Here is a 22,235-nt window from a genome sequence, read left to right as displayed (position 1 = left end):
GTGCTCTGCATGTCCATCGGTCACACCCTCCTAGGGCTCCTGGAGTCCGGCCCGCGCCACGGCTACGACCTGAAGCGGGCCTTCGACGAGAAGTTCGGTCACGACCGGCCGCTGCACTACGGCCAGGTCTACTCCACGATGTCCCGGCTGCTGAAACACGGCCTCGTGGAAGTCGACGGCATCGAGGCCGGCGGCGGCCCCGAGCGCAAGCGGTACGCCATCACCGACGCCGGCATCACCGACGTCGAGCGCTGGCTCGCCACCCCGGAGAAGCCCGAGGAGTACCTCCAGTCGACCCTGTACACCAAGGTCGTCCTCGCGCTGCTGACCCACCGGAACGCGGCCGGCGTCCTCGACACCCAGCGCTCCGAGCACCTGCGCAGCATGCGGATCCTGACCGACCGCAAGCGCAAGGGCGACCTCGCGGACCAGCTGATCTGCGACCACGCGCTGTTCCACCTGGAGGCCGACCTGCGCTGGCTGGAGCTGACCGCCGCGCGTCTGGACAAGCTCCGTGCGGAGGTGGCCCGATGACCCCTCCCGCCGGCTCCCTGCTCGCCGCCGACAACCTGCGCAAGGTCTACGGCCCCACGGTCGCGCTCGACGGCGCCGAGTTCTCCATCCACCCCGGCGAGGTCGTCGCCGTCATGGGCCCCTCCGGCTCCGGCAAGTCGACCCTGCTGCACTGCCTCGCCGGCATCGTGCCGCCCGACTCCGGGTCCATCCTCTACGACGGCCGGGAACTGGCCGGGATGAGCGATGCCCAGCGCAGCGCCCTCAGGCGCTCCGAGTTCGGGTTCGTCTTCCAGTTCGGCCAGCTGGTGCCCGAGTTGACCTGCGTGGAGAACGTGGCCCTTCCGCTGCGGCTGAACGGCACCTCGCGCAAGCAGGCCGAGCGGGCCGCGCTGACCTGGATGGAGCGGCTCGAGGTGGACGACCTCGGGGGCAAGCGGCCCGGTGAGGTCTCCGGCGGCCAGGGCCAGCGCGTCGCGGTGGCGCGGGCGCTGGTCACCGGGCCCCGGGTGGTCTTCGCCGACGAGCCGACCGGCGCGCTGGACTCCCTCAACGGCGAGCGTGTGATGGAGCTGCTGACCGACGCGGCCCGCTCCTCCAACGCGGCCGTCGTCCTCGTCACGCACGAGGTCCGGGTGGCCGCCTACTCCGACCGCGAGATCGTCGTACGCGACGGCAAGTCCCGGGACATGGAGCGCGCCCTGTGAACGCCCGTCAGTGGTCCAGGGATCTGGGCATGGGGGTCCGGTTCGCCTTCACCGGCGGGCGCGAGGGCTGGATCCGGGTGCTGCTGACGGCGGTCGGCGTCGGCCTGGGCGTGGCGCTGCTGCTGCTGACGACCGCGATCCCGAACGCGCTGGCTGTACGGCACGACCGCGACGAGGCCCGTCTCGACTACACCTACGGCTCGCAGCGGCACAAGGCCGCGAACACCCTGGTGATCTCGGACTCCGACACCACGTACCACGGCGACGACGTCCGGGGCCGGCTGGTGGAGCCCGAGGGCCCGCGAGCGCCGATCGCCCCGGGCCTGACGAAGTACCCGGCACCGGGCGAGATGGTCGTCTCCCCCGCGCTGAAGGAACTGCTCGGCTCCGATGCCGGGAAGCTGCTGCGCGAGCGGCTGCCGTACCGGGTCGTCGGGACGATCGGCGAGAGCGGCCTGGTCGGCGCGCGGGAACTGGCCTACTACGCCGGCGCGAAGAACCTGTCCGCGCGCATCGACGGCTATCGGACGGCCCGGATCAGCGCGTTCGGGCACCCGGAGGGAACGACCTCGTCGAACTCGATGGACCCGGTCCTGATCCTGCTGGTGCTGGTCGTCTTCGCCGTGCTGCTGATGCCGGTCGTGGTGTTCATCGCCACCGCCGTACGGTTCGGCGGCGAGCGGCGCGACCGCCGGTTGGCCGCGCTGCGGCTGGTGGGCTCCGACACGCGGATGACCCGGCGGATCGCGGCGGGCGAGGCGCTGGCAGGAGCGGTGGTCGGGCTGGTCTTCGGCACCGTCTTCTTCCTGCTCGGCCGGCAGCTCGCGGGCTCGGTCGACGTCGTGGGCATCAGCGTGTTCCCCAGCTACCTCAACCCCTCCCCCGCGCTGGCCGCCCTGGTCGCGGTCGCCGTGCCGGCAGCGGCGGTGCTCGTCACGCTGCTCGCACTGCGCGGAGTGGTCATCGAGCCGCTGGGCGTGGTCCGTACGGCCAAGCCCACACGTCGTCGGCTGTGGTGGCGGCTGCTGCTGCCGGTGGGCGGCCTCGGGCTGCTCGTCCCGATGATCGGCCAGGGCCGTTCGAACGGCGACTTCAACCCCTACATGGTGATCGGCGGCGTCCTGCTGCTGCTCGTCGGCGTGACGACACTGCTGCCGTGGGTCGTCGAGGCCGTGGTGGCCCGGCTGCACCGAGGTGGGATCGCCTGGCAACTGGCCGTGCGCCGACTGCAGTTGAGCAGCGGCTCGGCGGCACGCATGGTGAACGGCATCGCGGTCGCGGTGGCCGGGGCGATCGCCATGCAGATGCTGTTCGCGGGCATCCAGGGCGATTACACCAAGAACACCGGCCAGAACACCGAACGCACCCAGATGCAGGTCAACCTGTCGCAGGGCACCGGCTTCCTCCCGGCCGCCGCGAAGTTCTCCGCGACCGAAGGGGTACGGAAGGCGACCGTGCTCGCCAGCACCGAACTGGGCGACCGGGACTGGCAGAGCGGCCCCACGGGCACGGCGCTCGTGACCGTGGGCACCTGCGAGGCCCTGCGCGAGGTGGCCAGACTGACGTCCTGCCACGACGGGGACGCCTTCGTGGCCAAGGGCGGGGACAACGACGAGGACGTGACGAAGCTCGTCCGGCCGGGCCGCACGCTGCACATCGACACCGTCAACGGCACGGGCCGGGGCCCGGACGTCCAGTGGACCGTACCGAGCCACCTGAAGCAGGTCAGCGCGATCACCAGCCCCGGCGGAACCCGGGACAGCGGTGTGCTGCTGACCCCGGCCGCCGTGCCCGAGCGGATGAGCCGGCTGCTGCACGGGGCCGTCTTCCTCTCGGTGAACGAGTCGGTGCCGGACGTGGAGGAGCACGTCCGCAACACGGCCGCGCGGATCGACCCGTTGGCGGACACGATGGTGTGGACGTCCACCCAGCGGTCGAAGCAGTTCAGCTCGATCCGTACCGGTACGTTCGCCGGCGCCATCTGTGTGCTGGCGCTGATCGGCGCGAGCCTGCTGGTCTCGCAACTGGAGCAGTTGCGCGAGCGCAGGAAGCTGCTGTCGTCGCTGGTCGCCTTCGGCACCCGGCGGCGCACGCTGAGCCTGTCGGTGCTGTGGCAGACGGCGATCCCGATCACCCTGGGCCTGCTGCTCGCCTCGGCCGTCGGTCTGACGCTGGGCGTGGTACTGCTGAGGATGGTGGGCGTGACCGTGGGCGTGGACTGGACCGACGTGCTGTCGATGACCGGCGCCGGCGCGGTGGTGGTCCTCACGGTCACCGCACTGAGCCTGCCGCCGCTGATCCGCATGATGCGCCCGGAGGGCCTGCGCACGGAGTAGGCGGCGCAGCCGCCGCCTCCCGGGCCCCGGGCGACAGGCCCTAGTCCGCCCTAGTCCAGCACCCGTACCGGCAGCGGGCGCAGGGCGCCTCGCAACGCCTCGGCCAGCTCCTCGTACTCCGCCGAGCGCGCCGCCCCCGCCCGCATGGTGAGAGCGATCCGGCGGCTGGGGGCGGGCTCGGCGAAGTACCCGGTGAGCAGCTGGCTGCTGCGGGCGGTCTCCAGCTTCAGCGCCGTACGCGGCAGCAGTGTGCACCCGAGGCCGCCAGCCACCAGCTGGACCAGCGTCGAAAGACCGGCGGCCGTCGTGGTGACCGGTGCGTCCTCGCGGCCGGCCTCGCGACAGATGTCCAGGGCCTGGTCGCGAAGGCAGTGGCCCTCGTCCAGGAGCAGCAGATTCAGCTCCTTCAGCGCCTCGCGCGGGATGCCCTCGCGCCCGCCGAGCCAGTGGTCGAGCGGGGTGACGAGCGTGAAGTCCTCGTCGAACAGGGGGAGTTCGACGACTCCGGGCACGCCGAGCGGCACCGCCAGCAACAGCAGGTCCAGACGGCCGGAGTGGAGGCCGTCGAGCAGGCTGGCGGTCTGCTCCTCGTGCACCTGGAGGTCGAGCTGCGGATAGCGCTCGTGCACGAGCCGCAGCACGGTCGGCAGGAGGTACGGCGCGACCGTCGGGATCACCCCGAGGCGCAGGGCGCCCGTGAACGGAGCCCGGACCGCCTCGGCCTCCTCCAGCAGCGCGCCGACCGCCGCCAGCACCGCCTTCGCCCGCACCGCGAGGCGCTCACCGGCCGGCGAGAGCAGCACCTTGCGCGTCGTACGCTCGAGGAGGGTCACCCCGAGGGTCTCCTCCAGCGCCGAGACCGCGCCGGACAGGGCGGGCTGGCTCATCCCGATCGCGGCGGCCGCGTCCCGGAAGTGCAGATGCTCGGCGACGGCCGCGAAGGCACGCAGCTGCGCAAGGCTCGGCTGCCTCCGCTTGCCGTTACTGATGGTCACTGATAACTACCTCCGATCAATCCGACCGAGTGTAGCTATTTCCCTAATCAATGCACCATGTGCCACGATCGATCACGTCCAACCCATACGGGAAACACCCTCAAAAGGGGTGTTTCTTCGCTGCAAGGAGAGCGTGTGCTCACTGTCGGTGACAAGTTCCCCGAGTTCGAACTGACCGCCTGCGTCTCGCTGGAGAAGGGCGCGGAGTTCGAGCAGATCCACCACAAGTCCTACGAGGGCAAGTGGCTGGTCGTGTTCGCATGGCCGAAGGACTTCACCTTCGTCTGCCCGACCGAGATCGCCGCGTTCGGGAAGCTGAACGACGAGTTCGCCGACCGTGACGCCCAGATCCTCGGCTTCTCCGGTGACTCCGAGTTCGTCCACCACGCCTGGCGCAAGGACCACCCGGACCTGACCGACCTGCCGTTCCCGATGCTGGCCGACTCCAAGCACGAGCTGATGCGCGACCTCGGCATCGAGGGCGAGGACGGCTTCGCCCAGCGCGCCGTCTTCATCGTCGACCCGAACCGCGAGATCCAGTTCACGATGGTCACCGCCGGTTCCGTGGGCCGCAACCCCAAGGAGGTCCTGCGGGTGCTGGACGCCCTGCAGACCGACGAGCTGTGCCCGTGCAACTGGAGCAAGGGCGAGGACACCCTGGACCCGGTCGCGCTGCTGGCCGGTGAGTGACCCATGTCGCTCGACTCGCTGAAGTCCCGCGTCCCGGACTACGCCAAGGACCTGAAGCTCAACCTGGGCTCGGTCATCGGCAACTCCGACCTGCCGGCGCAGCAGCTGTGGGGCACGGTGCTGGCGACCGCCATCGCCTCCCGTTCCCCGATCGTGCTGCGTGAGCTGGAGCCGGAGGCGAAGGCGAACCTCACGCCCGAGGCGTACACGGCCGCCAAGTCGGCCGCCGCCATCATGGCGATGAACAACGTCTTCTACCGGACGCGTCACCTGCTGTCCGACCACGAGTACGGCACCCTGCGCGCGGGTCTGCGGATGAACGTCATCGGCAACCCGGGCGTGGACAAGGTCGACTTCGAGCTGTGGTCGTTCGCCGTCTCCGCGATCAACGGCTGTGGCATGTGCCTGGACTCGCACGAGCAGGTGCTGCGCAAGGCCGGCCTGGAGCGCGACGTGATCCAGGAGGCGTTCAAGATCGCCTCCGTGGTTCAGGCGGTCGGCGTCACGCTGGACGCGGAGGCCGTGCTGGCCGAATAGGCCGCACGGCCCAGGCCCCGCTCACCCTTGGTGGGCGGGGTCTTCCGCGTTCTGCTCCACGATGTCGTCGGCGGGCGGAGCGGCGGCCTTCTGCTGCTGGAGCTCCTCCGAGTACTGCCGCAGGTACCCCACCACCGTGTTGGTCACCGCCACCAGCGGTACGGCCACCACCGCGCCGCCGATGCCCGCCACCATGCCGCCGGCCGCCACGGTGAGGACGACCGCCAGCGGGTGCACGCGCACCGCGCGGCCGAGGATGAACGGCTGCAGGACGTGGCCCTCGATCTGCTGGACGGCGAGGACGACCACTAGGGTCATGACGGCCGTGAAGACGCCCTGGGTGACCAGCGCCACGATCACCGCGAGCGCACCGGAGGCGACGGCGCCGACGAGCGGGATGAACGAGAACAGGAAGATGAAGACCGCCAGCGGCACGGCCATCGGCACGTTCAGGAAGTAGATGCCGATACCGATGAAGGTGGCGTCTATGAGGGCGACCAGGACCGTGCCGCGGACGTAGGCGGTCAGGGTGCGCCAGGCGCGCGGGCCGGCGCCGGCCACGCCCGGACGGGCGGCGGAGGGCACCAGCTTGAGGAACCACTCCCAGATGCGCTTGCCGTCGTAGAGCAGGAACAGCGTCGAGAAGAACACCAGCAGGATGCCGGTGAGGGTCTCGACGATGACCTGAACGCCCTCCAGACCGGCGGAGGTTATCTGGTCGGCGTTGGCGCCGATCGCCTCGCGCAGGTTCTTGGCGATCTGGTTGATCTGCTTGTCGGTGACGTGGAAGGGGCTCTTCAGCAGCCAGTTGCGCAGGTCGTCGATGCCGGACTGGATCTGGTTGGAGAGCGTGTCGATGTTCTCCATGACCTGCCAGGTCACGAACCAGCCCATCAGCCCTATGACGACGAAACCGCTGATGGCGGTGAGCGCGGTGGCGATTCCGCGCGGCACCCCGCGCCGGGTGAGCCGGGCGACGGTGGGCTGGAGCAGCGCGGTGACGAGCAGGGCGATGACGAAGGCGAACACCACCAGCTGGACCGAGCTGATGACCTTCATCAGGATCCAGACGGTGCCGGCGAGCACCAGCAGCCGCCAGCCGGCCTCGGCGGCGACGCGTACACCCCAGGGAACGGCCTCGGCGGGGTCGGGGCGGGGGCCGGACCGCGGCGCGGGCGTGCGGACCGGGGGCGGCGTGTCGGCGGCCGGCTCCGGGGCCGGGGCGGCGGGTTCGGGCACGGTGAGCGGGGCGTCCGGGTCGTTCTCCTGCTCCACCTCCGCGCGGCGCTCGTCCAGGCGCTCACCCATCTCCGTGAGACCGGCGCCGAGTTTGCCGAGCCACCCTGGCACTCGCGACATGATCCGTCCTCTTCCCCCGCGTCCCCGCGTGCTCGCCACCTCTCCTCCCCCTGGAGGTATTCGGGTACGACCGTACAGTGCGAAAGCCCCTCCCCTAAGGACGGGGAGGGGCTGCGCGAGGTTGAGAGCGGCAGCGGCCGGGCCTCAGTAGTTGCCGTTCGCCTGCCAGTACGTCCAGGCGTCACAAGGACTGCCGTAACGCTGGTTCATGTAGTTCAGGCCCCACTTGATCTGGGTGGCCGGGTTGGTCTGCCAGTCGGCACCCGCGGAGGCCATCTTGCCGGCGGGCAGGGCCTGGACGAGGCCGTAGGCGCCGGAGGAGGCGTTGACCGCCTGGTAGTTCCACGTGGACTCGTGGTCCACGATGTTGCTGAAGCACTGGAACTGGCCGGCCGGCACGATCTGCCGCGCGATGGCCTGGACCTGCGCCACCGTGTACGAACTCTGGACGGGGAAGCTGGAGGAGTCGTCACGGGCGCTGTCACGGCTGGCCGCGGCCTTCGCCTCGATACGCTCCTTGGCCTCCTTGGCCGCCTTCTCCGCGGCCGCCTTCTTCGCGATGGCGGTCTCGGCGGCTGCCTTGCGGGCGGCCTCCTCGGCGTCCTTCTTGGCGCTCGTGTCCGCAGCGATGGCCTGGGCGTCGGCCTGCTGCGTAAGGGACGCGGACTGTACCTGGGCCTGCTGACCCTCGGGTATGTCCGCGAGGAGCGTGGTGTCGGCTGCCGTCGCCTCGGCGTCGTTGTTGTTCTGCGCGACGCTGCCCGAGGCAACTCCGACGACGCTTCCGACGGCGGTGACCGCGGTGGCCGAGGCCACTGCGAATCCCCGGACCGAAATCCGGCTCACACGGTTTCCTTCCAGCATCGCCCGCTTCGGTGACCCTGGCGGACGCAATCGTGCCCCTGACACTGGCCTCCCAACTGCGGGGTCACGGGAGGCACGGGCCCGGTGGGCAACTCTCCTGAAGGGAGCGCCGCGTGGTGCTCGGGCGGCATACGACGAACTCTATGGAGTTGATGGTGCTTCTGTGGTGCCGTACCGCTGGGGGTACAGGTGTGTCGTATGCGGGGCCTGACAGGAATGAGACTCTGCCGTAACCCGACGCCGTGTGGCAATTCTGTGTTGCGTGTGAAAGCTCACATCCCGTTTGGCCCTGGGGGTTTCGGGAAAGCTCCACGCGCGAAGGCGCCGTCCGGCTAGGCTCTTGGCCTTTACCGGACGGCGCCAACGGGCCTGTCAGATATGACCCTCTTCGAGCATTTCGGTCACGAGAGCCGCGATCTGGGACCTCTCGGACCGCGTCAGCGTGACATGGGCGAAGAGCGGGTGCCCCTTCAGCTTCTCCACGACGGCGACCACACCGTCGTAGCGACCGACCCGCAGATTGTCCCTTTGCGCCACATCATGGGTCAGAACAACCCGCGAATTGGCGCCGATCCGGGACAGAACGGTCAGCAGGACGTTCCGTTCGAGCGACTGCGCCTCGTCCACGATCACGAACGCGTCGTGCAGCGAGCGGCCCCGGATATGGGTGAGCGGGAGCACCTCCAGCATCCCGCGCGCGGTGACCTCCTCGATGACCTCACGGCTGGTGACCGCCGAGAGCGTGTCGAAGACGGCCTGCGCCCACGGGCTCATCTTCTCCGCCTCGGTGCCGGGCAGATAGCCCAACTCCTGCCCGCCGACCGCGTACAGCGGCCTGAAGACCATCACCTTCTGGTGCTGGCGGCGCTCCAGGACCGCCTCCAGGCCCGCGCACAGCGCCAGCGCCGACTTGCCGGTGCCGGCCCGGCCGCCCATCGAGACGATCCCGACGTCCGGATCGAGCAGCAGATCGAGCGCGATGCGCTGCTCGGCGCTGCGGCCCTTGATGCCGAACACCTCCCGGTCGCCGCGCACCAGCCGGACGTTGCCCTCGGCGGTGATCCGGCCGAGCGCCTTGCCGCGCTCGGACTGGATGGTCAGACCCGTGTGCACCGGGAAGTCGGAGGCCTCCGGGACGTACACGTGCCCTTCCTCGAACAGGATGTCCACCTGCTCACCGGACAGGGCGAGTTCGGACATCCCGGTCCAGCCGGAGTTCTCCGTGATGGCGAGTTCGGCCCGGTACTCCTCGGCGAGGAGGCCCACGGACGAGGCCTTGATCCTGAGCGGCAGGTCCTTCGACACGACGGTGACGTCGTACCCCTCGGCCTGCAGGTTCCGGGCCACCGCGAGGATGCGGGAGTCGTTGTCCCCCAGGCGGTAGCCGGTGGGCAGCACGCTGGGGTCCGAGTGGTTGAGCTCGACACGGATCGTCCCGCCCAGTTCCCCGATCGGGATGGGGGCGTCGAGGCGACCGTTCTTCACCCGGTAGTCGTCCAGCAGGCGTAGGGCCTGCCGGGCGAAGTAGCCGAGTTCGGGATGGTGCCGCTTGGCCTCCAGCTCCGTGACCACCACGATCGGGAGCACGACCTCGTGCTCGTCGAAGCGGGTCAGGGCGTTCGGGTCGGCCAGCAGGACGCTGGTGTCGATGACATAGGTGCGCCGGTCTGGCTTGTGGCGCTTTGTGCTGGTCACCACGGAAGGACGTACCCCCTCGGATGAGGTCGGGGAGCGACGAGGTGGAAGCAGGGCCGGGAGGACGGGACAGACCAGGCCGGTCGGCGGCCCCCGCGCGCGGCGGGCCGAGAACCGGCCCTCCACGGCTGCTTCCGTGCGGTGACCGCACGGTCGGGCTGGTGCAAAGGGCCTCCCGGGCGGACGGCCCCGTGCCGCCCGCTGAGATCCGACGCCCGTGGTTCGGGCGTCAACCTGTCTGGCTTATGCCCTCGAACATGCGCCGCCATGCAATTGCGGCCAACAGCGCGCCGGTGAACTCCTCGTGACGTCCGCCCGAACGGGGGTGCACGACAACGCCCCGTCACCGGGCGGCGACGGGGCGTATGACGAAGGTCAGCCGCCGTAACGGCGGTGACGTGCGGCGTAGTCGCGCAGGGCGCGCAGGAAGTCGACCTTGCGGAAGGCCGGCCAGAAGACCTCGCAGAAGTAGTACTCCGAGTGAGCGGTCTGCCAGAGCATGAAACCGGACAGCCGCTGTTCGCCGCTGGTGCGGATGACGAGGTCCGGATCGGGCTGGTGACTGGTGTAGAGATGACGGCCGATCATGTCGACGTCGACGGACTCGGCGAGGTCCTCCATCGACACGCCCCGGTCGTGCGCGTCGAGCATCATGGAGCGCACGGCGTCGGCGATCTCCTGCCGGCCGCCGTAGCCGATGGCCACGTTGACCACTATTCCGTCGATGTCGGCGGTGGCCTCCTCGGCCTCCTTCAGCGCGATCCGCATCGGCGTGGGCAGCAGATCGGGATTGCCGACGTGGTGCACGCGCCAGCGGCCGTCGGCGGCGAGGGCGCGGACCACGTTCTCGATGATGCCGAGCAGGGGGACGAGCTCCTCCTGCGGCCGGTCGAAGTTGTCCGTGGACAGCAGCCACAGGGTGACGACCTCGACGTCCGTCTCGGTGCACCAGCCGAGGAACTCCTCGATCTTCTCGGCGCCGGCCCGGTGGCCGTGGACGGTGGTGGAGCCGGACGCCTTCGCCCAGCGGCGGTTGCCGTCCATGATGACGCCGATGTGCTTGGGCACCTGAGCGTGGTCCAGGTGACCTTCCACCCGGCGTGCGTAGAGCCTGACGAGCAGGCTGCGCAGGTTGTCGCGCAGGTTCACGTGGCCCTCCGGGGGTTTGGCGCGGGGGTATGGGTGCCGGAGCCGTTGAGCCTACCGTTGCTCGAGGCTTGCTAGGGGCCCGGGGTTTGGGGGGTGGGAGGTTCGTTCCCCACGCCCCTTTTGATGGGGACGGCGGACCTGGGCCGAGAGGTTCCGGAGCTCGTCACAAAAAAACGGGCCGGTCCGTGGGGGGGAGACGGACCGGCCCGAGGGGGGGTTTCCACCATAACCCTTCGTAAGGGATGGCGCGCGCATCAGCGTGCAACAACTACTCTCCGGAATCGCCCGGCGACGCCTCGGTGGCCGCGGAAGGCTGGATTCAGGAGCGACTCATGGCTGATTCACAGCGGAATCCCAGGGAAAATCGATCCAATGCGAAGGGATTCGGAAAGTTTCGGGTGGATTGCTCCATCTTGAGGACTCTTCGGCGAGTTGCCCCGAGGGTCCCTCCGATGGGCTACGCGGCCCGCGAACGTTGACTTGACGGTCCCGCCACGGCGCCGCACGGCGATCGCCCGGCTCCACAGCACCGCGCAGCCCCCTCCACTGCGCGGTACCGGCCGCGCGGCTTTGCTCACGCGAATTACCTTGGTCTGAACTTACGTGACAGGTGAGGCTGATGTGAACCGCAGCCGATAACAATGTGGAAACCGCGAGCAGACTTCGGATGAAGCGCTGCCGCCCGCTTCCCGTTCTGCGAAGTTCATCCGTTTCGTCAGCGGGCCGGCTTGCGGGCGTCGAAGAGGTGCCGGGTGCTGTGCGCGACGAACGGGCCCTCCCGCTCGATCCGCTCGTGCAGCGCACGGAGTTGGGGCTCGTAGGCCTCCACCGTGAAGCCCGGGACCATCCACACCACCTTGCGCAGGAAATGGACGACGGCGGCGATGTCGTGGAACTCCATCCGCAGCCGCTCCGCCCGCAGCCCGACGATCTCCAGCCCCGCCGCCTCGGCGTCGGCCCGCTCGCCCTCGGGGTCACGACCGGCGCGCACCTGCGCGGGCAGCGGCCCGAGGAAGTACTCGACGAGCTCGAAGACGCTGGCCGGCCCGACGTGCTGGGCGAAGTACGTCCCGCCGGGGAGCAGCACCCGGGCGATCTCGTCCCAGTACGGGCGCACCGGGTGCCGGCTGAGCACCAGGTCGAAAGCCTCGTCGGCGAACGGCAGCGGCGCGTCGTCCGGGGCCGCGACGACCACTACACCGCGCGGCCGCAGCAGCGCGGTGGCCTTGGCCACGTTCGGCGGCCAGCCCTCGGTCGCGGCGGCGAGCACCGGCCGGGCCGGTTCGGCCCTGCCCAGAGCGAAGTCCAGCACCTCACCGCCGCCGGTCTGGATGTCGAGCGCCGCTTCCGCCCCGCCCAGCCGCTGCGCCGCCGACACGGCGTACCCCCACGAGGGCCGCTCCTCGCTGGCCCGCCCCGCGAACCACGAGAAGTCCCACCCCTCGGTCGGCACGGCGACGCCCGCGGCCACGAGATCCTCGAAGGAACGGTTCACTGCCATGCCCTCCATGATCGCAGGGCATTGTCGGAGCGGCCTGCTATTTTCCGCCCGTATGACGCCATACACCGCCGGGGAGAAGCAGACGCTGCGGGCGAGCCTCGACCGGCACCGGGACGCCGTGCTGTGGAAGCTGGAGGGCCTCGACGACGAGCAGCTGCGCCGGCCGATGACACCGACCGGCACCAGCCTGCTGGGCCTGGTGAAGCATCTGGCCTCGGTCGAGTACGGCTGGTTCGTGGAGACCTTCGGCGGGCGGGCCGAGCCGCGGTGGTTCGACCCGTACGACGACATGCGGGCCACCCCCGACGAGACCACGCAGCGGATCGTCGCCTTCTACGGCCGCGCCCGCGCCGCCGCCGACGCCGTGATCACCGAGCTGCCGCTGGCCGCGCAGGGCCGCCCGGCCTGGCGGGACATCACCGTCAGCCTGCGCTGGACCCTGGTGCACATGATCGAGGAGACCGCGCGGCACGCCGGGCACATGGACATCCTGCGGGAGCTGGCCGACGGCGCGACCGGCGACCACCCGCGGCTCACCGGCACGGGCTGACCAGGTCCGCACCGGCCGGCTCGAAGGGAAGCCGCCGGCGGGCGGGGTCTGCCGTCATGAGCGGATCCCGCCGCGCTGCCCGCCGAGGACGAGCAGGAGCCGCTCGTCCGCTCCATCGCGGTCAGGGCGACGTTCCGGAGCGGGACGGGCAGCAGTCCGACACCGGCCCGCACCCGCTCCGTCCAGGCGAGCGCGGCGACGGCGGTCGAGATCGCGCCCTCCCGGAAGCATTCCTCCCACCGTCACAGTTCTTCGATCCCCGCGTCGTCCGCGGCCCGGGCGGCGGCGCGCAGCCGCTCGGAGGGAAGCCGAGGGCGGAACACGGCACCGAGTCCAGTCATATCGGCCTTCCTGGTGGGGAGGAAGGGAGACGGCAACGTGTGTACGGATCGGGCGTGTTGAGCGGTCTGAGCGGGAGGGCGGGCGGGACATGGGACGACGACGCTGGCGGGACGGGCGGGGCAGGCTGGTCGTGGGGGCGGACTCCGCCGATACGGTCGCGGCCGTCGTGCCCCTGGAGATCGCGGCCTCCTACCGGGCCCGGACGAAGGGGCTGCTGGGCCGGGACGCGGTCGACGGGGCGATGCTGTTGTCACCGGCGAGCGGGGTGCACACGTTCGGGATGCGGATCCCGATCGACGTCGCGTACCTGAACCGCCGGCTGACCGTGATCGCCGTCCGCACGATGCGCCCGGGCCGCATGGGCCTGCCCCGGCTGCGGGCCCGGCACGTCCTGGAGGCCGGGGCGGGGACGATGGCGGGGGGGGGAGTGGAGGTGGGCGTTCGGGTCACCGTCGAGCCCGGCCCACGGCGCGCATGACGCGTGACCACCCCGGCGCAGGTCGCCCGGGACATGAACCGTCCTCAGTTCTGCGTGCGGGGGAACGACACCTCCACGCGCCGGTTCTTCCTGCGGCCCTCCTCCGTGGAGTTGTCGGCGATCGGGTACTGCTCGCCGTAGCCGCGGACCTCGAAGGTGACGTTCGGGTCGTTCAGGTCCTGGTCCAGGACGGCCTGGACGGCGTTGGCGCGCTGCTTGGACAGGATGTCGCCGTGGGCGGCGGAGCCGAGGTTGTCGGTGAAGCCGAAGACGCGGATCTGGTTCGCGTTCTGCTTCCTGATCTCCTCGGCGATGGTGGCGATCCGGGCCTTCGCGTCGTCGCCGAGCTTGGCACTGTCCTTGCTGAACAGGACCTCGGCCTGGAGCGCGAAGGTGACGTCGGCGTTGGTGTCCTCCCGCCGCTCGTCCCCGCTCTGGTCCTCCACGACCGACTTGATGTCCAGCACCTTGGGCGCGGCGAGGGTGGCGCCTTCGGGGAGCTTGAGGTTGGGGTCGGTGGGGTCGATCTTCACGGGGGCGGCGGCGGAGGGGGCGGTGTCGGGGGGCTGACTCGGGTCCGTGCCGTCCGCCTGGGCCGGGGTGGCGGCGAGGAGGAGGGTCACTGCGGTGAGGGTGAGCGCGAGGCGGGTGGTGGTCACTGCTGCCTCATCCGGAGATCTTGATGGTGGCGGAAGTGAAGGTCGGCAGCTGGAGATCCACCTCGGACGTGTTCGCCGGCGGTGCCGGGAACTGCATGAACACCGCCAGGGTGTCGCCGGCCTTGAGCGTCGAGAATCCGGTGGTGGTCAGCGGGCGGCCCTCGGTGTCCCGCAGTACGTAGTACCGCTTCTTGCCCACCGGATCGACCAGCGTGGCCCCGCCGAGGGACTTGCCGTTCTTGATGATCTCGGTTTCGTTTCCGCTCAGGGCGGAGGGGATCACCAAGGTCTGCGCGCCGTCGTTCTTGATCGTGCCGTTGACGGTGACGAATCCACCCGAATCCCGTTCAGCGGAGGTGATCTGAAGGGTCAGGCCGTCCGACCCCCTCACCTCGGCCAGGGGCTGGTCCGACTGCCCCTCCTGGGTGGTCGGACCGGAGTCGGTCGTCCTGGAGGCGGACGGCGAGCTGTCCGGCTTCTTGGCATCACCGCCACTTCCACCGCAACCGGCCACACCGACGGCCAGACCGACCGCGAGAGCCCATGCGGCCATCCCCCTGCGGGCCTTCGCAGTGAACCGAATGCTCATCGCTCCGCTTCCTTCGTCATTCATCGTTCGCTTGTCAGTCGGCCAGGTGGACGTCGAAGAGGTCTTCGGGCTTCGGGAGGAGCCCCGATGGATCGTCCGGCTTCAGATGCCAGACCTTGTCCTTGCAGGCGAGTTGCGGAAGATCGTCACCTTTGGCACCCGCATCGGGGAGCTGGAACGTGCATAGGGGTTCGATCTCGGCAGTGGCGGAGGCCTTCGACCTGACGTTCTCCGTCCCGGGGACGACGGACCGGCCGACGGACTTGTTCGTCTCCACATCGGCGCGGTACTTCAGCGACTCCGGTGAGAAGCAGTCACTCAGCCGGGAGTCGTTCTGCGCGGCGAGTTCTCTGGCCCGCGAGCACGGAGCATTCGGGTCAATGATCGCCGACCTGCCGTCAAGGATGTCCTGCCACTTCGTCGGATCCAGCAGGACTTTCACCCACGCGCCCGTGAGCTGGTCACGCGTGTTCTGGGCCGCCGCGAGGGCCGCCGCGTCCGCGGCCGTCTGCGCTCCTCCGCGGTTGACCGAGGCCTGGCCGACCGCGAGGTAGGCCAGGGCGAGAAAGAGCAGGCCCGCCACCACCGTGATGTAGATGGGGAAGGCCTGCCCTGCGTCGCTGCGTGGCGGGATCAGCCTCCGGTGACCTCGGAGATCTTGTTCGTGATCGCATCGAAGATCGTCTGCCCGATACTCGTGCCCGTGATCGCCAATACGATCGCCACGACCACCGCGATGATGCCGAGGTACTCCACCGCGGTCTGCCCCCGGTCGCTGCGAGCAGCGCGGGTCTGCAGATACGCGACGGTGGTGTTGAACCATTTGCTCACGGTCTTCCCCTCCAGCTTCGCCTCCGATCCGCGCACCGTACGGCCGGACGCGGCGGTCGCCGAAGGGCCCCAGGACCCAACCCCAGGCCCATTTCCCGCCCCGGTCCCTCCCCCGCGCCTCCACTTCAGGCCACCCCCAGCCACTTCGCGGCCGCCTGTGATCTGGTGGTGCTCTGGAGTTTGGCGAAGATGCGGTTGATGTGGTTCTTGACCGTCTTCTCGGTGATGAAGCAGGCGGCGGCGATCTGCTGGTTGGTCATGCCGGACGCGATGAAGTCCATGATCTCCGCCTCCCTCGTACTCAGCCGGTACCGGGACCGGGACGACTGTCCCATAGATGATTGCATATGCGAAAGCTCTTGGCGCGTGCTTTCCTTTAAAATTGGCGGGAGTTGAGGGTTCTCGTGTGCAGGTGCATCCATGCGGAGAGCTTCCAGTAACGCCTTCGTCGCCCCCGGCGTCACATGCGGCCGCCCCTCCCGTACGTCGCGCACGGCTCGCACCAACTGCTCCGCGGTGAACTCGCCGTGCACCAGGTATCCCCCCGCCCCCAGCCGCAACGCCTCCCGTACGGTCTCCGTCTCGTGGCTGTAGGTCAGCATCATGACCGGGGCCAGCCGTACCAGGTGCGGCAATGCCGAGATTCCGTCGACTCCCGGCATGCGGACGTCGAGGAGGATGACGTCCGGGCGATGCCGTAGCGCCGCCTCGTACGCCTCACGTCCGTCCGCCGCCTCCGCCACCACCGTGGTGTCCGCCCGCCCGGTCAGCAGGGCCGTCAGACCCGCGCGGACCACGGGGTTGTCGTCGGCGACCAGCAGTCGCAGCGGGGGTGGCGGCGGCGCGGGGGCCTCCGGCCAGGGGTGGGCGTGCTGCATGGTGCCTCCTCTCAGGTTTCCCGGGATGCGGGGGCGGAGCGGTTCGGGGCCAGGGCCGAGACGGGGAGTTCCACGCGCACCTCCGTGCCCCGTTCGTGGCCACCCCTGCCGATGCGGATGCGGGCGCCCGCCTGGGCCGCCCGCTCCACCATGCCGAGCAGGCCGAAGTGGCCGGACGCGCGGAGCCGTTCGAGCGTGGTGCCGGGCGGCAGGCCCCGGCCGTCGTCGTGGACGGAGAGGCGCAGCAGCTCACCGTGGACCGACACGCGTACCTCCACGTGGGTCGCGGACGCGTGCCGGTGGACGTTCTCCAGCGCCTCCGCCGTGATGGAGAGGAGGTGGCGGGCCAGGGGGACGGGCAGGGCGAGGGTGTTCGGGGGCGGGAGTGCGCAGGTGACCTTCAGCCCCGTACGGGAGGTGAAGTCGCCCGCGCATGACTCCAGTTCGAGGCCGAAGGCCGTGCCCTCCGCCTCGCGTCCGTCCCCCTCCCGTCCGCCCGTCTCCCGTCCGCCCGTCTCCCGTCCGTCCCTCTCCCGTCCGCCCGTCTCCCGTCCGTTCGCCTCCCGTCCCTCCGGATCCGTCGTCCGTCTCAGGTCCCGCAGCAGTTCCCTCGACTCCGCCGCCGCCCTGCGCGCCGAGCGGGAGACCAGTTCCGCCTGGTCTCTGACCCGGGCCGGGTCGGGAGCCTGCGTCGCGGCCGTGGCCGCCAGGCCGTCCGCCGCCAGCGCCACGCCGTAGAGGGTCTTGGCCACGGAGTCGTGCATCTCGCGGGCCAGCCGGGCGCGTTCCGCGCTGACCGCCTCCGTCGCCGCGAGGCGTGCCTGGACCGTCGTCAGGGCCTGGGTCGCGGCGCCGAAGCGGAGCATCAGGCCGCGCAGGGTCGAGCCCATGGCGCCGGCGATGACGCACAGGCCGGGCAGGAGGAGGGTCTCGGCGACGGGGGCGTGCCGGTCGGCCTTCAAGATGGCGTGGACCAGCAGCAGGATCAGGGACTGGAGGGAGGCGAAGCAGGCCGCGCCGCGCCAGCTGTAGACGAGGCCGGCCAGCAGGGGGGTGCAGACGCTGACGTAGGCGAGGGTGGTGTCCGGGCCGGCCGAGACCAGGAGGAGGGAGCCGAAGAGGGTGTCGGCCGCGAGGAGGCTCGGGTGGCGCAGGAGGAGGGGGCCGAAGCGTTCCCAGTCGCGGAAGAGGACGTAGGACACCATGAAGGTGACGACCACGGCCGCGCCCACCAGGCGGACGCCCAGTCCCGGGGCCGCGTTGAGCAGGGCGGCCGGGGCCGCCAGGGCGATCATGGCCAGCCGGAAGCCGAAGACCTGCCGGCACATCGCCTGCAACGCGCTGACCTGGATCCGCACGGAGGGTTCGGCCGAAGCGGCGGCCGTGACGGCCGTGGTCCTCGCCCGGCGTACCCGTACGAACCAGCCGGTGATCCCCTTCAGCCACTCACCGAAGGATCCCCCGCTCCGCCCCGTCACCCCGGCCACCGTCACCCCCGCCTCACTTCCCCGTCAGTGAGCCGAAGTCCACCCCGGAGCCCAGGATCAGGCCCGCGCCGAGCAGGAGCATCGTCGCCGGGACCATGAACGTGGTGATCATCAGCGTGGCCTTCGGCACCGCGCGGGCGGCCTTGCGGCGGGCGTTCTGGGCGTCGGTGCGGCGCATGTCCTTCGCCAGGGAGACCAGCGTGTCCACGATGGGCGCGCCCAGCTCCTCCCCCTGCTGCAACGCCGTCACGAACATCGCCACCTGCTCGGAGTCATTGCGCCGCCGAAGCTCCGCGAAGGCCTGGCGGCGGCTCATGCCGAGGTCCATCTGGCGCAGGGTGATGCGCAGTTCGTCGGCCCACGGGCCCTCGTAGTGGGAGGCCACCCGGTCCAGGGCCTGGCGGAAGCCGAGCCCGGCGCTGACCACCACCGCCAGCACGTCCAGGAAGTCCGGCAGGGTGCGCTCGATGACGTCCTTGCGGACCCGGATCGCCGACCAGATGCCCACCTCCGTCCAGAACGCGCCGAACAGCAGCAGGAGCAGGGCCACGAACCACTGGCCGCGCAGGAGGAAGACCAGGAAGCCGACGCCGCCGAGTGCGCCGTAGACCGCGCGGCGGGCCGCGTAGCGGTCGATCGTCAGGCCGCCGGGGTTGCCCGCGAGGTCGATCCTGCGGCGGTACCTGGCGACCAGGCGCGGGCCCATCAGGCGCAGCACGGCGGGGGCGTAGCGCATGCCCATGCGGTCGATGACCGAGCCGACCGCGCCGGTGCGGGTGGCGCCGACCTCCAGGGCGACGGCGAGGTCGCCGGGGAGCTTGGCGTCCGCGCGGTACATGCGCACGCCGGCGAAGGCGCCCCATACGGCGAGGCCCATCAGCAGGGCCAGCAGGAATGCCATGGAGTCAGAGCCCCCTCACACGTCGATCCGGCTCAGGCGCCGGATGAGGACGAAACCGACGGCGTACATCGCGAACGCGATGATCACGCAGGCCTGGCCGACCGGTGAGCCGGTCATCCGCTCCAGCGCGCCGTCCTTGACGCCGTTCATGAGGAACAGCGCGCCGACACCGAGGACGGGGACGGCGTACGAGGTCATCGTCACCTGGGAGAGCTGGGTGCGGACCTCGCGTCTCGTCTCCTTGCGCTCCTCCAGCGTCTCGGTCAGGTTCCGCAGGGCCGAGACCACCTGGCCGCCGGCCCGGTTCGACAGCACCAGGGTGGTGACCAGGACGACCAGTTCGCGTGACGGGAGGCGGCCGGCGAGTTCGCCGAGCGCGTCGTCCAGGGAGTGGCCGATCGCCAACTGGTCGGCGACCTTGGCCAGTTCCTCGCCGGCCGGGGCCTCCAGTTCCTCCGCCGCCATGCCGATCGCGGTGCGCAGGGCGAGCCCGGCCTGGGTGGCGTTGGCCAGGATGCGGGCCAGTTCGGGGAGTTGGCCGATGAAGCGTTCGATGCGTTTCTGGCGCTGCCAGTTGAGGAACTGGACCGCCGCCCCGATGCCCAGCAGACCCGCGAGCGGGCCGAAGAAGGGGGCCAGGGTGGCCTGGCCGATCAGCCAGAGCGCGGCGACCGCGGCGAGCATGTAGACGAAGAACTCGCCCGGGGTGACGTCCAGTCCGGTCGCCGCCAGCCGCAGTTCCAGCCATCGGCCGAGGCGGGTACGGCGCAGCCGCCGGTCGAGGTCGCGGAAGCGGCGCGTGCGGCCGCCGGTCGCGAGCGGGCCGGTGTGGGTGAGCCGGTCCACGAGCGCGGCGCGCTGGGCCCGGCCCGAGGCGTAGGCGCGCAGCCCGGCCACCGCCAGGACGCAGGCCAGCAGCGTCACGCCGGTGGTGAGCTGGACGAGGGTGTGGAGTTCCATGGTCCTACCTGGCTTCTCGGGTGGCGAGCTGGTCCGCCGTGTGGGCGACGCCGAAGGCCTGCGGGACGGGCTGGCTCGCCATGTAGAGGCGGTCGGCGGTGCGGCGCGGGAGCGGGAAGTACTGGAAGCCGCCGTAGACGCGTCCGTCGGCCGTCATCGGCTGCGCGTCGAACCGGGCCACGGTGGCCAGCCGGTACGGCTCCCCGCCGTGGCTGTCGAGCAGGGCGATCTCGGTGATGCGGCGGGCGCCGTCGGCGAACCGGGTGAGCTGGACGATGACGTCGACGGCACTGTTGATCTGGTCGTGCAGGGCGACGAAGGGCACCTCCACGTCCGACATCGACGCCAGGGTCTGGAGCCTGGTCAGCGCGTCCTCCGCGCTGTTGGCGTGCACGGTCGCCAGCGATCCGTCGTGGCCGGTGGACATCGCCTGGAGCATGTCGAGGGACTCGCCGCCGCGGACCTCGCCCACCACGATCCGGTCGGGGCGCATGCGCAGCGAGTTGCGGACCAGGTCGCGGATGGAGACCTGCCCCTTGCCCTCGACGTTCGGCGGGCGGGACTCCAGGCGGACCACGTGTGTCTGCTGGAGCTGGAGTTCGGCGGAGTCCTCGATCGTGATGATGCGCTCGCGCGGCGGGATCAGCCCGGAGAGCGCGTTCAGGAGGGTCGTCTTGCCGGTACCGGTCGCGCCGGAGACGATGATGTTGAACTTCGCCTGGACCAGGCCCGCCAGCAGATACACCATGTGCTCGTCGAGCGAGCCGAAGCCGATCAGCTCCTGGAGGGTGAAGGAGCGCGGGAAGCGGCGGATGGTGAGGATCGGGCCGGTCAGGGACAGCGGCGGGATGATGACGTTGACGCGCTCGCCCGAGGGGAGGCGGGCGTCGACCATCGGGTTCGACTCGTCCACCCGGCGGTTGACCGTCGACACGATCCGCTCGATGGTCTGCATCAGCTGGTCGGCGGAGGCGAACCGGAGCGGCAGCTGCTCGACGCGCCCGCCTCGCTCGACGAAGATCGCGTCGGGGCCGTTCACCATGATCTCGGTGATCGACGCGTCCTCCAGGAGCGGCTCCAGGATGCCGAGGCCCAGTGCCTCGTCCACCACCCGGCGGATCAGCTGCGAGCGCTCCACCGTCGACAGCACCGGGCCCTCACGGCTGATGATGTGCCCGAGCACCCGCTCCAGGCGCGCCCGGCGTTCGGCCGCCGCGAGCGAACTCATCTCCGCGAGGTCGATCTCCTCCAGCAGCTTGGCCCGGTAGGAGGCGACCAGGTGCCCGTCCTCGCCCCGGCTGCCGTGCTCCTCCGGAGTGCTGATGCGTGCCCGCAGACTCATCGCTTCTCCTGGCTCAGTGGTCGGTGGTCGAGGTCGGTGGTCAAGGTCGGTGGTCAAGGTCAGCGGCCGAGGTCAGCGGCCCAGGGGCATGGTCGGGGTCGGTGGTCGAAGTCAGTAGTCGAAGTCGGTGGTCGGAGTCAGTGGTCGAGGGGCATGGTCGCGGTCTTGGTGGCGTCGCCGAGGTCCCAGACGATCTTCGGGATGTGCACGGTGGCCGTGACGGTGACGGAGTCGCCGCCGCCTCCGGACGAGCAGCTGACCGTGATCCCCCCGCTCACCGCCTGCGCGCACGCCTGCTGGGCGTCCTGCCGCAGGGACGCGGCCCGCGCCCCCGCCCGGGCCGCCGTACCGGCCTGCTCGGCCGCGTAGGCGACGGCGCCGATCTGGATGCCGGCCAGCCCGACGATCAGCAGGACGGGGATGAATCCGAGGTACTCGATGGCCACTTGGCCCCGGTCACGACCTCTTCGGCACCGGTACGGCATCTCAGTGCTTCACCTCCTCCACGGCACCGGCATGGCCGTGCACGGTGAGGGGGAAGTCGACGGAGCCGGGGAAGAGGACGGGGACCTTGATGCCCACGTCCACGGTCACATAGCCGGTCTGGTCACACCCGCTCACGCTCGCGCCCCCTCGCCACGCCCCCGACAGATGCTTCAGCGCCGCCTGCCGGCACACCCCGGACCGCTCCCCCCGGGGCGCCGCCGTCCCCGCCCGCACCCCCTCGTCCGCAGCATTCCCCGCGAGCGTGAAGGCGTACCCCACGAGCACGGCCTGCCACATCAGCACCAGCGTCAGGATGATCAGCGGCGTCATCCCCAGGAACTCGATGCTCACCTGTCCCCGGTCCCCACCCGGCCGTCTCATGGCCC

Annotated in this window: 24 protein-coding genes and 1 pseudogene; 7 read left to right on the top strand and 18 right to left on the bottom strand. The window is 70.4% G+C overall.

The annotated features are described in order from the left end of the window. The first annotated feature begins 9 nt into the window (after positions 1-9). Genes ADK64_RS19210 through ADK64_RS19200 form a run of 3 tightly spaced genes read left to right on the top strand, consistent with a single transcriptional unit; the run spans position 10 to position 3,556 of the window. Positions 10-534: a PadR family transcriptional regulator gene (locus ADK64_RS19210; RefSeq protein ID WP_053660582.1), complete on the top strand. Its 525-nt coding sequence runs from the start codon at positions 10-12 to the stop codon at positions 532-534. Next, positions 531-1,220 carry an ABC transporter ATP-binding protein gene (locus ADK64_RS19205; RefSeq protein ID WP_053660579.1) on the top strand — a complete coding sequence of 230 codons (690 nt, stop codon included), beginning with the start codon at positions 531-533 and terminating at the stop codon, positions 1,218-1,220. Before ADK64_RS19210 ends, ADK64_RS19205 begins: the two co-directional genes overlap by 4 nt. After that, a complete protein-coding gene (locus tag ADK64_RS19200; protein ID WP_053660577.1) occupies positions 1,217-3,556 on the top strand; it encodes an FtsX-like permease family protein in 2,340 nt (779 codons plus the stop codon). The genes ADK64_RS19205 and ADK64_RS19200 overlap by 4 nt, the downstream gene beginning before the upstream one ends. Before the next feature lie 50 nt (positions 3,557-3,606). Here the strand turns inward: ADK64_RS19200 and ADK64_RS19195 are convergent, their stop codons facing one another. Continuing rightward, on the bottom strand, positions 3,607-4,551 hold the full coding sequence (locus ADK64_RS19195) for a LysR substrate-binding domain-containing protein (RefSeq protein ID WP_053660575.1): 945 nt from the start codon (positions 4,549-4,551) through the stop codon (positions 3,607-3,609). A gap of 135 nt (positions 4,552-4,686) precedes the next feature. Between ADK64_RS19195 and ADK64_RS19190 the strand changes: the two genes are divergently transcribed. Together ADK64_RS19190 and ADK64_RS19185 are read left to right on the top strand one after the other, a co-directional pair. After that, positions 4,687-5,241 (top strand): peroxiredoxin, encoded by a 555-nt coding sequence (locus ADK64_RS19190; protein WP_053660573.1) that lies wholly within the window; start codon positions 4,687-4,689, stop codon positions 5,239-5,241. Between the two features lie 3 nt (positions 5,242-5,244). Next, positions 5,245-5,778, top strand: a complete 534-nt coding sequence (locus ADK64_RS19185; protein ID WP_053660571.1) for an alkyl hydroperoxide reductase — start codon at positions 5,245-5,247, stop codon at positions 5,776-5,778. A gap of 21 nt (positions 5,779-5,799) precedes the next feature. Here the strand turns inward: ADK64_RS19185 and ADK64_RS19180 are convergent, their stop codons facing one another. From ADK64_RS19180 to ADK64_RS19160, 5 genes are all read right to left on the bottom strand, one after another. After that, on the bottom strand, positions 5,800-7,137 hold the full coding sequence (locus ADK64_RS19180) for an AI-2E family transporter (RefSeq protein ID WP_053660569.1): 1,338 nt from the start codon (positions 7,135-7,137) through the stop codon (positions 5,800-5,802). Between the two features lie 144 nt (positions 7,138-7,281). Continuing rightward, a complete protein-coding gene (locus ADK64_RS19175) occupies positions 7,282-7,983 on the bottom strand; it encodes a transglycosylase SLT domain-containing protein (RefSeq protein ID WP_199829647.1) in 702 nt (233 codons plus the stop codon). 390 nt (positions 7,984-8,373) lie between these two features. Beyond that, the gene (locus ADK64_RS19170) at positions 8,374-9,699 is read right to left on the bottom strand and encodes a PhoH family protein (RefSeq protein WP_053660565.1); all 1,326 of its coding nucleotides are present in this window, start codon (positions 9,697-9,699) and stop codon (positions 8,374-8,376) included. 372 nt (positions 9,700-10,071) lie between these two features. Then, the gene (locus ADK64_RS19165) at positions 10,072-10,845 is read right to left on the bottom strand and encodes an isoprenyl transferase (protein ID WP_053660563.1); all 774 of its coding nucleotides are present in this window, start codon (positions 10,843-10,845) and stop codon (positions 10,072-10,074) included. 715 nt (positions 10,846-11,560) lie between these two features. Beyond that, the gene (locus ADK64_RS19160; protein WP_078992719.1) at positions 11,561-12,346 is read right to left on the bottom strand and encodes a methyltransferase domain-containing protein; all 786 of its coding nucleotides are present in this window, start codon (positions 12,344-12,346) and stop codon (positions 11,561-11,563) included. A 52-nt stretch (positions 12,347-12,398) separates the two neighbouring features. Here ADK64_RS19160 and ADK64_RS19155 point away from each other — a divergent pair, with 52 nt between their 5' ends. Continuing rightward, positions 12,399-12,896 carry a DinB family protein gene (locus tag ADK64_RS19155; protein WP_053660557.1) on the top strand — a complete coding sequence of 166 codons (498 nt, stop codon included), beginning with the start codon at positions 12,399-12,401 and terminating at the stop codon, positions 12,894-12,896. A gap of 110 nt (positions 12,897-13,006) precedes the next feature. Here ADK64_RS19155 and ADK64_RS43155 read toward each other — a convergent pair. Then, a pseudogene (locus tag ADK64_RS43155) lies at positions 13,007-13,237 on the bottom strand (LLM class flavin-dependent oxidoreductase); the annotation flags it as partial. A gap of 89 nt (positions 13,238-13,326) precedes the next feature. Here ADK64_RS43155 and ADK64_RS19150 point away from each other — a divergent pair. Beyond that, entirely contained in the window at positions 13,327-13,716 is a 390-nt protein-coding gene (locus ADK64_RS19150) for a DUF192 domain-containing protein (RefSeq protein ID WP_053660555.1), read from the top strand. A 44-nt stretch (positions 13,717-13,760) separates the two neighbouring features. Here the strand turns inward: ADK64_RS19150 and ADK64_RS19145 are convergent, their stop codons facing one another. The 11 genes from ADK64_RS19145 to ADK64_RS19095 all read right to left on the bottom strand — a co-directional run bounded on the left by ADK64_RS19145 (position 13,761) and on the right by ADK64_RS19095 (position 22,230). Beyond that, positions 13,761-14,375 (bottom strand): OmpA family protein, encoded by a 615-nt coding sequence (locus tag ADK64_RS19145; protein WP_053660553.1) that lies wholly within the window; start codon positions 14,373-14,375, stop codon positions 13,761-13,763. A 7-nt stretch (positions 14,376-14,382) separates the two neighbouring features. After that, positions 14,383-14,964, bottom strand: a complete 582-nt coding sequence (locus ADK64_RS19140) for a hypothetical protein (RefSeq protein WP_053660551.1) — start codon at positions 14,962-14,964, stop codon at positions 14,383-14,385. A 34-nt stretch (positions 14,965-14,998) separates the two neighbouring features. Continuing rightward, positions 14,999-15,601, bottom strand: a complete 603-nt coding sequence (locus ADK64_RS19135) for a pilus assembly protein TadG-related protein (RefSeq protein ID WP_053660691.1) — start codon at positions 15,599-15,601, stop codon at positions 14,999-15,001. Further along, a complete protein-coding gene (locus tag ADK64_RS19130; protein ID WP_053660549.1) occupies positions 15,598-15,795 on the bottom strand; it encodes a Flp family type IVb pilin in 198 nt (65 codons plus the stop codon). The genes ADK64_RS19135 and ADK64_RS19130 overlap by 4 nt, the downstream gene beginning before the upstream one ends. A gap of 125 nt (positions 15,796-15,920) precedes the next feature. After that, on the bottom strand, positions 15,921-16,673 hold the full coding sequence (locus ADK64_RS19125; RefSeq protein WP_053660547.1) for a response regulator: 753 nt from the start codon (positions 16,671-16,673) through the stop codon (positions 15,921-15,923). Positions 16,674-16,684: 11 nt separating this feature from the next. Further along, positions 16,685-18,001, bottom strand: a complete 1,317-nt coding sequence (locus tag ADK64_RS19120; RefSeq protein ID WP_053660689.1) for a sensor histidine kinase — start codon at positions 17,999-18,001, stop codon at positions 16,685-16,687. Between the two features lie 172 nt (positions 18,002-18,173). Then, positions 18,174-19,061 (bottom strand): DUF5936 domain-containing protein, encoded by an 888-nt coding sequence (locus ADK64_RS19115; protein ID WP_053660545.1) that lies wholly within the window; start codon positions 19,059-19,061, stop codon positions 18,174-18,176. 15 nt (positions 19,062-19,076) lie between these two features. Next, a complete protein-coding gene (locus tag ADK64_RS19110) occupies positions 19,077-20,021 on the bottom strand; it encodes a type II secretion system F family protein (protein ID WP_053660543.1) in 945 nt (314 codons plus the stop codon). Positions 20,022-20,025: 4 nt separating this feature from the next. Further along, entirely contained in the window at positions 20,026-21,363 is a 1,338-nt protein-coding gene (locus ADK64_RS19105) for a CpaF family protein (protein WP_053660542.1), read from the bottom strand. A 137-nt stretch (positions 21,364-21,500) separates the two neighbouring features. Next, entirely contained in the window at positions 21,501-21,848 is a 348-nt protein-coding gene (locus ADK64_RS19100) for a TadE/TadG family type IV pilus assembly protein (protein WP_053660540.1), read from the bottom strand. A 1-nt stretch (position 21,849) separates the two neighbouring features. Next, positions 21,850-22,230 (bottom strand): TadE family protein, encoded by a 381-nt coding sequence (locus ADK64_RS19095; protein ID WP_053660538.1) that lies wholly within the window; start codon positions 22,228-22,230, stop codon positions 21,850-21,852. Positions 22,231-22,235: the final 5 nt, after the last annotated feature.

The sequence above is a fragment of the Streptomyces sp. MMG1121 genome, assembly GCF_001280015.1.
GTDB lineage: Bacteria > Actinomycetota > Actinomycetes > Streptomycetales > Streptomycetaceae > Streptomyces.
The sequence above is the reverse complement of the archived record's forward strand: the minus strand, read 5'-3'. Positions and strand labels throughout refer to the sequence as shown.